Annotated in this window: 11 protein-coding genes; all 11 read right to left on the bottom strand. The window is 45.6% G+C overall.

Annotated elements, in window-relative coordinates; genetic code table 11:
• Positions 1 to 141: 141 nt before the first annotated feature.
• The 11 genes from aroF to thrS all read right to left on the bottom strand — a co-directional run bounded on the left by aroF (position 142) and on the right by thrS (position 12,904).
• Positions 142 to 1,188: a 3-deoxy-7-phosphoheptulonate synthase gene (gene aroF / locus MHB37_RS08440; protein ID WP_339247457.1), complete on the bottom strand. Its 1,047-nt coding sequence runs from the start codon at positions 1,186 to 1,188 to the stop codon at positions 142 to 144.
• 264 nt (positions 1,189 to 1,452) lie between these two features.
• Complete coding sequence (locus tag MHB37_RS08435; RefSeq protein WP_076126427.1) at positions 1,453 to 2,409, bottom strand: 4-hydroxy-3-methylbut-2-enyl diphosphate reductase; 957 nt, start codon at positions 2,407 to 2,409, stop codon at positions 1,453 to 1,455.
• A gap of 59 nt (positions 2,410 to 2,468) precedes the next feature.
• Positions 2,469 to 3,935, bottom strand: a complete 1,467-nt coding sequence (locus MHB37_RS08430; RefSeq protein ID WP_076126425.1) for a cell wall metabolism sensor histidine kinase WalK — start codon at positions 3,933 to 3,935, stop codon at positions 2,469 to 2,471.
• 1 nt (position 3,936) lies between these two features.
• Entirely contained in the window at positions 3,937 to 4,626 is a 690-nt protein-coding gene (locus tag MHB37_RS08425) for a response regulator transcription factor (protein WP_076126423.1), read from the bottom strand.
• A gap of 105 nt (positions 4,627 to 4,731) precedes the next feature.
• Positions 4,732 to 6,405 (bottom strand): S1C family serine protease, encoded by a 1,674-nt coding sequence (locus MHB37_RS08420; protein ID WP_248547671.1) that lies wholly within the window; start codon positions 6,403 to 6,405, stop codon positions 4,732 to 4,734.
• Between the two features lie 236 nt (positions 6,406 to 6,641).
• A complete protein-coding gene (locus tag MHB37_RS08415; RefSeq protein WP_036684464.1) occupies positions 6,642 to 7,295 on the bottom strand; it encodes a response regulator transcription factor in 654 nt (217 codons plus the stop codon).
• 3 nt (positions 7,296 to 7,298) lie between these two features.
• A complete protein-coding gene (locus MHB37_RS08410; RefSeq protein WP_076126420.1) occupies positions 7,299 to 8,375 on the bottom strand; it encodes a sensor histidine kinase in 1,077 nt (358 codons plus the stop codon).
• Positions 8,376 to 9,452: a cell wall-active antibiotics response protein LiaF gene (gene liaF, locus MHB37_RS08405; RefSeq protein ID WP_305953552.1), complete on the bottom strand. Its 1,077-nt coding sequence runs from the start codon at positions 9,450 to 9,452 to the stop codon at positions 8,376 to 8,378.
• Positions 9,453 to 9,688: 236 nt separating this feature from the next.
• On the bottom strand, positions 9,689 to 9,832 hold the full coding sequence (locus MHB37_RS08400; protein WP_156113077.1) for a hypothetical protein: 144 nt from the start codon (positions 9,830 to 9,832) through the stop codon (positions 9,689 to 9,691).
• Positions 9,833 to 9,978: 146 nt separating this feature from the next.
• The gene (locus tag MHB37_RS08395) at positions 9,979 to 10,578 is read right to left on the bottom strand and encodes a 3D domain-containing protein (protein WP_175617330.1); all 600 of its coding nucleotides are present in this window, start codon (positions 10,576 to 10,578) and stop codon (positions 9,979 to 9,981) included.
• 385 nt (positions 10,579 to 10,963) lie between these two features.
• Positions 10,964 to 12,904 (bottom strand): threonine--tRNA ligase, encoded by a 1,941-nt coding sequence (thrS, locus tag MHB37_RS08390; protein WP_076135889.1) that lies wholly within the window; start codon positions 12,902 to 12,904, stop codon positions 10,964 to 10,966.
• Positions 12,905 to 13,096: the final 192 nt, after the last annotated feature.

The following is a 13,096-nucleotide window of genomic DNA, read 5'->3' as shown; positions in this document are numbered from 1 at the left end:
AAGATATTCTAACGCTTTCGTGAAATCTGTTATTTTCGCATATTTTCATGTCACATTTATTTTATCCAACTCCAAAAAAACCCTCTTTTCCCACTAGGTCGCGGGTTAAGAGGGCTTCCGAGGAAGCTATTAGATTTAATTTTATAGGACCGAAACCGCTTCTGGCGAAGTTGAAAACTTACGTCCAACAATTGGAGCCAGCTTTTCCAGATCCTTAAGCAGGTTATCAAACTGATCAGGGAATAACGATTGAACACCATCACCTGTCATGGAATTGTCCGGATCTGTGTGCATTTCAATAATTAGACCATTTGCGCCAGCAGCAACAGAAGCTTTGGCCATAGGCTCAACTAACTCACGACGACCGGTTCCGTGACTTGGATCAGAGATTACTGGAAGATGGCTTAAGCTTTGTAGCACAGGAATAGCCGATAGATCCAGCGTATTACGAGTGTAGGTCTCAAATGTGCGAATCCCGCGCTCACAGAGCATCACATCCTTATTACCGCCTGCCAAAATGTACTCCGCTGCATTGAGCAATTCATCGTAGGTCGCACTGAAGCCACGTTTTAGAAGAACAGGTCTGCCACAGGTCCCCAGCTTGCGCAGCAAATCAAAGTTTTGCATATTCCGTGTACCCACCTGCAGAATATCCGCATGCTCCGCACAGATATCAACATACTCTGGTGTCATAACCTCTGTAATGGTCAACAGCCCATGACGCTTTCCTGCTTCAGCCATCATAGTCAAACCTTCCACACCTACGCCTTGGAAGCTGTACGGTCCTGTACGGGGCTTAAACGCGCCTCCACGAAGTACCTGAGCACCAGACGCTTTAACAAGCCGGGCGATCTCATCAATCTGCTCTGGAGACTCAACGGCGCAAGGTCCGCCCATGATCACCAGGTTTTCTCCACCAATCTTCACACCCTTGATATCAATAATCGTATCCTCAGGATGGAAATCCCGGCTGGCCAGCTTGTAGGATTTGGAGATCTTCACGACGTTCTCTACACCCTTCATTTGCCGCAAATGCTCGGCGAGCTTAGGAGTGACGACTCCCACTAAACCTATCACCGTGTGATCTGCTCCTCTGGAGAGATGCACCTGCAAACCTTCTTTTTCGATTACGGCAATTATATCTTTAACCTGCTCTTCCGGTGTTTGATTTGATGTAATGACGATCATATTTATAACTCCCTCTCTACACTTAAAATTTATAATAATTCCGCTAAATACTATCGCGCTACGACGCGTGTTCGCTTTTAAGCTTTTATGCTTTTAATCACTAAAGCAATTTTACCTCAAAAAACGATTATAGTCAATCTATATTCTAGATTCCTATGCCGGAAGCGTTCTTTCGATAAAAAAGAGCACTTAACCTCGACTGACGAAGTTAAGCCCTCTTGTTGCAGCGTTCATAATATATAAGTTCGAGCCTAGCCCATTACATTAAGTAGTACTTGCACTCTTATTCTTAACCGGTGGCAGCAGCTTCGCCATATTCACTGTACGTTTGATCTCCCACGTCTCCGGATTAGCCGAATCATACTGATCTAAGTAGTTAATCACTTCTTTGGTGATAGGTGTAGGTGTGGACGCGCCAGAAGTGACCCCGACGATATTTACACCCTCTAGCCATTCTGTTTGGAGTTCAGACACATCAGAAATACGATGGGCAGGAACCCCAGCGATTTCTTCCGACACCTGTGCCAGACGATTGGAGTTGTTGCTTCGCGGATCACCGACAACAATCACCAGATCACATTGCCCCGCTTGTTCCGCCACAGCCTCTTGACGTACTTGGGTAGCCATACATATCTCATTATGCACTTCAGCACCTGGGAAGGTCTCTAGAAGCTTTTTCATGATGTGTTTAATATCCCACTGGCTCATAGTAGTCTGATTCGTAATGACAATACGTGAAGAAGAGATGGATAACGTAGCAATCTCATCTTCTTTTTCAATCAGATGCACATGCTCAGGGGCAATACCCACAGCACCCTCCGGTTCCGGATGGCCTTTTTTGCCGATATAAATGACCTCATAACCATCATCTACTTTTTCCTGAATAAGATCATGGGTCTTCGTGACATCAGGACAGGTGGCGTCGACCGTAGTCAGACCCTTGTCCCTAGCCATCTTGCGCACCTCAGGAGAAACCCCGTGTGCAGTGAATATGACGGTCCCACTATCCACTTTATCCAGAATATCCAGACGATTATGTCCGTCCAAAGTAATAATGCCATCATCTTCGAACGAATTCGTGACATGACTGTTATGAACAATCATACCCAGTATATAAATCGGCCGGGGAAGATCGAGATTTTGCGCAGCCTGCCGTGCCATAACCATTGCATCGACAACTCCGTAACAATATCCCCGGGGAGAGATTTTAATGACTTCCATGAGTTCACCAGCTTTCTGCTTTCATTGACCTCTGTAATAGGACACTTCTAAATTATACCCTATTCCAGCGGCGGAGCAAAGAGAAGCGGCAACCAGATGACAAAAGTGGTCCCCTCACCTTGGCGTGTAACAACCTCCACAGACCCACCATGCTCGTCAATAATCCACTTAGCAATGGATAAGCCAAGCCCAATCCCTTCCGTAATTCCACGCGATTCATCTGCACGATAGAAACGGTCAAAGATATATGGAACCTCATCTTTATCCATACCAATCCCTGTATCTGTGATCCGAATGCCAATCTGATTCTGATAGAAGAGGGTATCCAAACTCACGATGCCTGAAGGCGTGTACTTAAAGGCATTATCAATAAAAATAAAGAGCATTTGCTGTAGATAATCTTTATTCCCAACTATATATTTGCCATTTAAGACTGACATATCACCTGTAACCCACTCGGCTTGACGGGGCAGGAAAGAGGCGCGGCGCGCAATCTCATTCATCATCGGTTCCAGTGCCACGGGCTCTATATCAAAAGTACGTCCAGTATCCGCACGCGCGAGCGAGAGCATATCCGCTACCAAGCGGCTCATACGCTTAGACTCGTCTGCGATATCCTGCACCGATTCAAGCGATAGCTGGCGAATCTCAGCTTCACTCATCTTCCCTTCTCCGGGTTCCATCTCCCAAACCTTTTGCAGCAGATCAATATTTCCGCGGATCGTAGTGAGCGGTGTCCGAAGCTCGTGTGAAGCATCTGAAACGAAACGGCGCTGAGCCGCATACGAATCCTCCAGCTCTGTGTAGAACCCTTCCATACGCCCAAGCATACTGTTAACGGTCTCAATAAGTCTTCCTATCTCGTCTGGCGGCCCATCGTATTCAATCCGCGAGCTTAAATCATTCCCCGTCTGAATCCCATTCGCAGCTTCAATTACTTTGCCGATTGGACTCATGGATTTGCGCGCAAGGAACAAGCCGAAGGTAAATGCCGCGATCAGAGTAGCAAAAGAACCTACGAGTAGTATATTTTTTAAACGCTCCAAGAGCTTGTCTTCCGAATTTGACGGTGTTGCCACCTGCAGAAGGGCCACAGGACTCTTATTCAAGTCATATATCGGTATCTGATAAACCATCAAATGATATCCGCCAAGCGTAGTCTGTTTGAACCCGTGAGCTTTATCAATATCCTCCAGTTTCGGAACATCGAATTGGATATCTAGATAATGCAAGTTCTCTGACTTTTGCAGGTTCTCATTATTATAGATATAGGTTTGCACCAGAATATTAGCTTCCTCCAGTTTGTTGCCGAAGAAGGGGTTTATGCTCACACTTTGCAATGAACCGTCATACGCCCAGTTAGGATTGAGATTGGTTACAAGCTGCTCACCCTGTTTTTGTATACGATCCTTCAAGTCCCCATAAGTATTAAAATAAACAAAACCGTAAATTGCGGCTGATAAGGCCAGCAGCATAACGGCCAAAATCCCTGAATACCAAGCAGTCAGCCGCAATCTTATAGACATGTTAGTTGTCACCTCTTAGAATGTAACCGGCACCCCGGATCGTTTGAATGAGGCGTTTACCGCCATGCTCCTCCGTCTTTTGACGTAGCATAGCTATGTATACCTCAAGCACATTAGATTCACCGCTATAATCATAACCCCATATTTTATCCATGATCAGATCCCGTGAAAGCACACGTTTCGGATTTTGCATAAAAAGATGAAGCAGCTCAAATTCCTTCGCTGTTAGCTCCAGTCTTTTACCGGCGCGGGTAACCTCACGTGAATCCACATCCAGCGTAATATCTTCATAAGAAACCGCTTGCTCTCCACCTTCGTTTTGCTCACTCTTACGCCGAAGCAGCGCACGTACACGTGCAAGCAGTTCTTCCAGCGCGAAAGGTTTAACCAGATAATCGTCCGCACCCAGATCAAGCCCTTTTACACGGTGCTCAATTTCATCCTTCGCGGTAAGCATGAGAACAGGAACATTACTGCCCCCTTCCCGCAAGCGGCGACATACTTCAAAACCATCCACCTGAGGCATCATTACATCCAAAATTACCACATCCGGATCACTGCTCAAGATTGCCCGTAATCCATCCGCTCCATTCACCGCTGTTTTCACATCGTAACCTTCAAAAGCTAAACCTCTACGCAGCATAGAAATAATCTTTTCGTCATCATCAATAATTAGAATATTCGGTCGCATCAAGCAGCCCCCATTGTTCAGTTCTTTTTATATATTGTAGCAGTTTACATCACAATTAGACAAAAACGGAAGGGTCGCCCCTTCCGTGTGACTTACCGTCCGGTATTATTGCTGCTGACTTTGTTGTGTAGTCGTTGTATCAAAATCATTTTTGTTACCGATGGTAACTGAAAGATCCATGGTTTTACCGTCGCGCACAACATTTAATGTTACTTTATCACCAACTTTTAACGTTTGAATGAAAGTAATCAGATCTTGGTTGGTTGCATACTTCGTTCCATTCGCACCGGTAATGATATCGTAAGGGCGCAGGTCAGCGGTATACGCTGGGGATTTATAGATGATATCTGCAACCACAGAACCTTCTTTAATATCCGTACCCATTTGCTTAGCAACCTCATCTGTAATCGTCATAAGAGTTGCACCAATGAAAGGTACCGGCTCTTTCGGAATGGCTTGGTTGGCTTCCAGTTTATCTACGACTTCTTTAATCGTATTCACAGCGATTGCGAAACCAATACCTTGAGAATCCGTGCTGACGGCTACGTTCATCCCAATTACCTGCCCATTCATGTTGAGCAACGGCCCACCTGAGTTACCCGGGTTGATAGAAGCGTCGGTTTGCAGCAGGTTTTTGTAATTACGTGTTCCACTGCCATCTTCTTCGTTAATATCAATACTGCGTCCTTTTGCACTAAGAACACCGGAAGTTACAGTATGGTCGAAGCCTTGCGGGTTACCGATAGCAACCACTTCTGAACCTACCTTTATGCTATCCGAATCTCCCAGTGCTACTGTAGGGAAATCACTATCTCCTTCAATTTTAAGCACAGCCAAATCCAGATCTTTGCTAGAACCTAGCAGCTTCGCTTCATAAGGCTTGGTTACGCCATCCACGGTGACTTGGATTACATCGGCATTGTCAATTACGTGCTGGTTGGTCAAAATATAGCCGGATTTCTCATAAATGAAGCCTGTTCCAATTCCATAAGGGATAAGCTGTGATGAAGAATCCGAGCCTGATTTGGAATCCTGTTCATTTTGGGAAGAACCATTTCCACTGTATTGATCCCCGAAGAAAAATTGTGAGAAGGGATCACTCAGATTCGGGCTGGATGAGCTTCCATTACGCGAATTAGATTTAACTAGTGTCTCAATCTTAACAACTGCTGGTCCCACCGCATCAACAACACCTGTCACATCACGAGATCCAGTCACCAAGGATGTAGTAGAAGTAGAAGGCGCAACACCTGCACTTTCGCCCGTTGTCTTCGCCGTTCCATTCGTTCCGGAGCTAGCAACCGTTGTAGCTGTATCTCCCGTAAACCAGTTACCTCTGTCTGCCATATACATTGAGCCCGAGAGAACGACCATACCGGCTAGGAATGATATCAGCACTGTTTTTAACGAGCTTTTTGGTTTTTTATTATATTGCCAGCCGCCGCCACCTTCAGAACCGCCACCGCCATTTCCTCCGCGGCCACCACCATTGCCATCATAGCCAGTGGTGCGAAGCGATGTGTTATAAGGTAATGGCTTTACAGGCTGTGGAGGTGTAACCTCGACACGTTCTGGCTCCATCCGATTGTAGTGCTGTGCGCCGCCGTCAGCGTTATTCTCATCTTTGTTCAAAGATTTAAAAGGTCCGTAAGAATAGTAGTATGATGATGATCCTGCTTCAGATGAATTATTATTATTGCTGCTATTGTTATTATTGTCCCATTCCCGATCTGGTGCTGGTCCATTGTCGCGATTGAAGTTGTTTTTGTTATCGTCCATGTTTATCTTTCCTCCTGCTTCCTGTCGCCGTGACAAGGATTAATTTGTTTTCATGTTCTTATTTTGTACTTTAAACCTTAAGGTCACATTAAAAACAATTTAAGCGCAGATAAAAGATATAGGCAAATGGGAGGAGATTAGGCAGGAAAGTAAAAAAAGAAGCTCGGGCGCGAAAAACATCGCGGCCCGAGCTTCTAAAACCATTTCAAATAGTAATGCACCTTAGTCTACAAGTCCTACCCCTGAGCCCAGCCCTTCCGATGAGCGTAAATAGCCAACTGGGTACGGTCATCAAGCTCGCATTTCATCAAAAGATTGCTGACATGCGTCTTCACTGTCTTGATGCTGATATGCAGCTCCTCACCGATATCCTTATTGGTCTTGCCCTCAGCTATAAGCAGCAGGACTTCCTTCTCACGCTCTGTTAAACCGGAGGAATCACCTTGCACGGTGCGCTGGCGAATACCACGGGTCAGCGCCTGTGACACATCACCCGTCATGACTGGCATGCCGCGGTAAGCCCCTTGCAATGCGTAGATTAACTCTTCTGCCGACACTGTTTTGAGCACGTAGCTGACTGCACCAGCCTCTATAGCATCTACAACAAGATCATCCTCCAGGAAGCTGGTGAGGATCACGATTTTGAGGCCAGGAAATTCAGCCAGCACTGCTCTTGTGGTCTCGGCACCATTCATCACTGGCATCATCAAATCCATCAGCACGAGGTCAGGCAGACCTTCATGTCCACCAGCACGCAGCATCTCCAGCGCCTCTTGTCCATTCGCCGCCTCACCGATGACCTCGAATGTAGGCTCCAGCATTAGATAAGTTTTGAGGCCCATCCGTACCATATCATGATCATCTACGAGCAACACTTTTATGACACTCATGCTCTACTCCTCCTCGTCCTGTGTATCTGTTCCTAACGATCTATTCTGCTCTAATTCTGGGTTCCCTTGAACAAACTTAGGAATATGTACACGGATCGTCGTTCCCGCACCCTTGCGGCTAATAATCTCCACTTGCCCACCCAGTTTCTCCGCGCGTTCGCGCATGGTGGTGAGACCGTAGGAGCCTTGTTTTTGCTGCACATGTTCAAAACCTTGACCGTCATCACTAATACTCAGCACAACTTGTCTTGATCCTTCACGCAGCGATAGACTCACCAGTCTAGCCCCGGCATGCTTCACGATATTCGCCATCGCCTCTTGAATAATTAGGAACAGCTGATGTTCGATTGCTTCCGATAACTCGCCCTGAAGTTCGAGCTCCTTCATTCCTTTCAAGCCATTCTGGCGGCAATAATCGGGAAACCATTTTTCCAGCGCCTCGAACAGATTTCGACCTTCCAGCTCCACCGGACGCAGTTGTGCAATTAATGCTCTCATTTGTTTTTGTGCCATCTGAGACATTGTAATCAACTGGTCCATGACCATTTGACCTTGAGCTTCATTGACCTTCAGCACTTTAGGCAGCGAAGAAGCCGACATATGGATGGCAAAAAGCTGTTGGCTCACCGTATCATGCAGATCCCGGGCCATACGCCTTCTTTCCTCCAACACCGCACTCTCCGCTGCCTGTTCCTTCTCAATAACCTCTTGTTCACCCAATCGCTGTAGAAGCTGCATCTTATTCTCGACCGTATCCATCATGACATTAAACTCGTGATACACTCGGGCAAAAGACTGATCGTCACTTTCTGGCATCCGTACGGACAGATTTCCTTTGGCGACCTGCAGCATATTCAGATCCAGATGATCAATCCGGCGCTGAATCCGCTGGCCTGCCATATAGCCGATAACTACAGTGAACAACACAATCCCGAGACATAAGTACAGCCACATCCGATAATCCTTCACTTCGATATAACCAAGGCAAGTGCCTGCATACATCAATCCTGCGCTTACCGCTCCAGTGAGCAAAAAGTAAAACAACAGCAACCATTTGGTATTACTGAAGATTGTCCCCATCTAACCCACCGTTTTAACTTTAATGTCACCTATAAATGCACTTACATTTATACGGACTTTTTTGCCTGCTTCTTTATAATAAGGAGTCTTGCACTGTACACTGCTCATAAAACCACTGCGAGACTGATCCAGAACTTCCATATCCCCGATAAAAGAACTGCTGTTCACCGAGATGCCAAGATCCATATCATTCGGAATGTACACTTTAATGTCGCCTATAAAAGCGGAAATATTAATCCTCGTTTCGCCATAAGCAATCTGTGCATTCGTCAGATCCAGTACGGTATCGCCGATAAACTGCGAGATATTCGTGTTCTTCAGTTGGAAATGCTCGCGCCCCATGTGGACATCTCCGATAAAAGCAGAGCGATTGGTCGATTCCTTTTGATTATTTGATTCATGGAATTCCTCATGCCATTTACCATGTCTATGAGCATGACGCTCATGACGTTCCTGACGTCTGCGCTCGTGTCGTTCCTGCTTCTCTTGCCAACGTGCTTCAGCGCTGGACTTATAAGATCCTGTTTCGTCCTCATCGTCTTCTTCATCTTTTTGAAGATAGTCCTTCCAGTCGCGTTGACCAGAAGCCTTGCCAAATTTTTGCTCAAATTGTTCATCAAGTGTGGAATCCAGTGGTTTGGGCGGCTCCACATCTAGTGAGCTTTTTCCTGAAGGAAAGTGATCTGGTGGTGACGGTGGAGCTGGTGGCACAGGTGGTACTGAACCGCGTGGTTTAAAAATCACATAAAGTCCGCCGCCGATCAACATAACTGGAATGAACATTTTGAAAAAATCCCCGGCCGAAATATCGAACCAATCTAAATTCCGTCCAAGGAAAAACACTCCGATCGCCAGAAAGAAAAAGCCGCCGATAGGTGAAGAACCTTTGGATTGTCCATCCCCTGTACCTAAAAGCCGGTTCATTCCCATTAGGATCAAAATTACCGGCCAATAATTCGAAATCAGGTAACCTAAGCTGAAATCAGTGTAACCTAATTGTCTCAGTAGAAACATAGCTCCAATCCCTATCAGGATCAGGCCGCCTAAAACCTGGCTGGTGAACCTTCTTTTCATCATTCATTTCCCCTTTAAAGTAGTGGAACGCTCTCTTCTTCAATCTTATAGCCTTAGTCTACAGGAATGAAGTACTGAGAAACAGCGGCGAGAGAAGGAACTTCCCCTCAGTCTCTAGACTGAGATGAATGGGATAAAATTCTATTTACTTCATTATATATGAAAAAAGACTGTCCCTCAGTAATTAACTGAATTGGACAGTCTCTTTTTTTCAGCAGTCTTCTGCTTCAGTCAGCGCATTATTGTTGCGGTTTCTGAGCTGGTTTAGAAGTATTTCCACTTTGCTTAGTAGCGCCGTCATTCTCAACAGCAAACTCAGCATTGTATTTTTCATTTGGTGTTTTGTAATTTTCTTGTACTTTAGATTTCTTGTTATTGGCCACGGAATTCACCTCCTTTTCTCTTATGCAGCATAGAATATGCTTACTAAGAGAACATCTCGGAAGAGGCAATTGCTTTGCCCCAGTCCGTATTATGGCAAGGTGATGTCACTATTATGCATGACCAAGTGAAAATAAGTTCAATCCCTTTAAATGGATTCTTCGAGCATGGATTGCGGTACTGCTTTGTAAGTCTCAATCGCTTGGCTCAGCTTCTTCAGCATGACTTCCGTACAAGTCCCGTTACCACGCTTAATGAGTTGAACTACAACTGATTTTTTGCCCCATTCCTTATACACCTGTTTCGTAGTAGCAAAATACAGATCAATCTTCCGCCCTTTAATAGCCGAGCCTGTATCAGCAACTATGGCATATCCATAGCCCGGTATATAAAGAATACTCCCCAGCGGCAAAACCTTAGGGTCCGCAGCAATGGTTGAGACTGTATTTTTGTCTCTGCGCACTTTTACCCCTGAATAGGTAATTCCATATTCGGGATGTTTAGATGTTTTACCTGTAGATTCATAACCCGCAGTATATCCAGTCGCCATCACTTTCATTGAAGTAATGATCTGGTCTTCCGCAGGTGCGGCTACAGGAATAGAATTTGGTAACTGTTTGGAAGATCCGCTGCCACCGTTTGCTTTAGTGGTTGGAGCTTTGGTGCTCTGCGGTGCCTTCGTCGCTGCTGGTTTATTTTTTGTTGTTGCAGGTAATACAGGTGCGACGGAATGCGCCTCGTTTGACATAAGTGTGGCACGGCCAGTCGTAAGAATGACCTTATCATCTGTAGTTCTCATAAACACAGAATTAGCCTTGGTATATTGCAACTCGTTCGATAGCGTTTTGTTAATACCCGTGTGTTGTAAAGTGTCTCCTGTCCCAATGGCCCCTACTGCCTGTTGCTTAGATTCTGGAATGATTCCAGCAGCGGTCAATAGCAAAACGATGGTGACAAAAAGACACCAAAACCTCTGAAATATGCCCATTTTGTTCATGTGAAAAACCTCCCCCTTATTAGCGAAGGTTTCCCGATTCACAAAATTTTATACATGAAGATCAGAAGTTGATCCTCATTGGCATATAACAGAGGTCTTATTTAGACGTAATTTTGGTGTTGTTAATTACAAGAAACTAGGAGATCACACGATCAGCAATTTCCTGAGACAAGAGCTCAATCACTTCTTGAAGCGGCTTAGCTCCAATGTCGCCTTCCCCGCGTTTACGGATGGAAACCGTCTGAGCGTTCATCTCATTCTCGCCAACTACGAACATGTATGGCAGTTTCTCAAGCTGAGCTTCGCGAATCTTATAACCCAGCTTCTCATTGCGGAGATCTGCTTCAGCAGAGATACCACGGCGACGCAGCTTGTCTGTAACTTCCTTGGCATAATCGTCGAACGCTGTCGATACAGGAATTACTTTAACCTGCTGTGGAGATAACCAAAGCGGCAGCGAGCCCGCAAAGTTCTCTAACAGGAAGGCAACGAAACGTTCCATTGTACCCAAGATTCCGCGGTGCAGAACGACTGGACGGTGTTTTTGACCATCATCGCCGATATATTCCAGTTCAAAACGTTCAGGCAGCAAGAAGTCGATTTGTACAGTAGACAGAGTCTCTTCTTTACCTAATACAGTCTTAATTTGCACATCAAGTTTAGGACCATAGAATGCAGCTTCGCCTTCTGCTTCGTAGAACGGCAGTCCAGCTTCCTCTACAACCTCACGCAACATCCGCTGTGCAGTTTCCCACATTTCGTCATTTGCATAATATTTCTCAGTATCCTTAGGATCACGATAGGACAACCGGAAACGGTAGTCATTAATACCAAAGTCACTGTATACCTGTTTAATCAATTCGATTACACGAATGAACTCGCCTTTAATTTGGTCCAGACGGCAGAAAATATGGGAGTCATTAAGAGTCATCGAGCGTACACGGTGTAAGCCAGTCAATGCGCCTGACATTTCATAACGGTGCTGGATACCAAGCTCAGCAATACGGATCGGCAGATCACGGTAGCTGTGCATTGAGCTCTTATAAATCATCATGTGATGCGGGCAGTTCATTGGACGAAGAACAAATTCTTCATTGTCGATAGTCATCTTAGGGAACATGTCCTCTTGATAGTGCTCCCAGTGTCCTGAAGTTTTGTACAGCTCAACATTACCCAGAACTGGTGTGTATACATGCTGATAGCCAAGACTTGCTTCCAGATCTACGATATAACGCTCCAGAATACTGCGCAATTTGGCACCCTTAGGCAACCAGATTGGCAAGCCTTGTCCTACCAATTGATTAAATGTAAAGATTTCAAGCTCTTTACCGAGCTTCCGGTGATCGCGTTTCTTCGCTTCTTCAAGCAGACGAAGATGCTCATCAAGCTGAGCTTTTTTAATCCAAGCTGTGCCGTATACGCGTTGAAGCATCTTATTCTTGCTGTCGCCGCGCCAGTAAGCACCGGCTACATTCATCAATTTAAAGACTTTGATCTTAGCAGTCGACGGCACATGGGGTCCACGGCATAGGTCGAAGAATTCTCCTTGTTCATAGATAGAAATTACGCTATCTTCAGGCAATGCCTCGATCAATTCCAGCTTGTAAGGATCACCTAGCTCACCGAAAATTTCAAGTGCTTCCTTGCGGCTAACTTCTTTGCGCACGATCGGCAGGTTCTCCGAAATTATGCGGTCCATTTCCTTTTCGATTTTGAGCAAATCTTCAGGATTTAGAGGATGTTCCAGATCCATATCGTAGTAGAAGCCATCTTCAATGACCGGACCTACACCAAGCTTAACTTCTTTTGTTCCGAACAAACGTCTAACCGCTTGAGCCATCAAGTGAGCTGTACTGTGGCGCATAACCTCCAGACCTTCAGGTGAATCCAAAGTTACGATCTCTACCAGTGCGCCCTCTTCAAGGGGAGTAGATAAATCTACAACGATACCGTTCAATTTCCCCGCTGCTGCATTTTTGCGCAGGCCACTGCTAATAGAAGCTGCTACATCATCAATACTGCTACCCTCTGCGTATTCACGGACAGAACCGTCCGGAAGCTTAATACTTACTGACATTGCTAATTCCTCCTTCATATAATTAAGCCTAAGGGCCCTTTAACCTTTGCGGAACAATAATATCCACGCACACAAAAAAACGCCCGTCCCGCAAAGGGACGAGCGATTACACCCGTGGTTCCACCCAAATTCGATTCTCTCTAGCCTCCCTTGAATCCTCAAGCGGAGTGAAGATAGAATCCTTCGTAAGCA

It is taken from the genome of Paenibacillus sp. FSL H3-0286, assembly GCF_045040705.1.
In the GTDB taxonomy this organism is placed as follows: Bacteria; Bacillota; Bacilli; order Paenibacillales; family Paenibacillaceae; genus Paenibacillus_AQ; species Paenibacillus_AQ odorifer.
Note: the sequence above shows the minus strand (reverse complement) of the source record. Positions and strands in the feature narration are given on the sequence as shown.

Excerpts from the sequence above, each read along its gene's own strand:
- MHB37_RS08420 (WP_248547671.1), bottom strand. The coding sequence starts at position 6,405 with ATGGACGATAACAAAAACAACTTCAATCGCGACAATGGACCAGCACCA.
- thrS (WP_076135889.1), bottom strand. The coding sequence starts at position 12,904 with ATGTCAGTAAGTATTAAGCTTCCGGACGGTTCTGTCCGTGAATACGCA.
- MHB37_RS08415 (WP_036684464.1), bottom strand. The coding sequence starts at position 7,295 with ATGAGTGTCATAAAAGTGTTGCTCGTAGATGATCATGATATGGTACGG.
- MHB37_RS08410 (WP_076126420.1), bottom strand. The coding sequence starts at position 8,375 with ATGGGGACAATCTTCAGTAATACCAAATGGTTGCTGTTGTTTTACTTT.
- MHB37_RS08395 (WP_175617330.1), bottom strand. The coding sequence starts at position 10,578 with ATGTCAAACGAGGCGCATTCCGTCGCACCTGTATTACCTGCAACAACA.
- aroF (WP_339247457.1), bottom strand. The coding sequence starts at position 1,188 with ATGATCGTCATTACATCAAATCAAACACCGGAAGAGCAGGTTAAAGAT.
- MHB37_RS08430 (WP_076126425.1), bottom strand. The coding sequence starts at position 3,935 with ATGTCTATAAGATTGCGGCTGACTGCTTGGTATTCAGGGATTTTGGCC.
- MHB37_RS08435 (WP_076126427.1), bottom strand. The coding sequence starts at position 2,409 with ATGGAAGTCATTAAAATCTCTCCCCGGGGATATTGTTACGGAGTTGTC.
- MHB37_RS08425 (WP_076126423.1), bottom strand. The coding sequence starts at position 4,626 with ATGCGACCGAATATTCTAATTATTGATGATGACGAAAAGATTATTTCT.
- liaF (WP_305953552.1), bottom strand. The coding sequence starts at position 9,452 with ATGATGAAAAGAAGGTTCACCAGCCAGGTTTTAGGCGGCCTGATCCTG.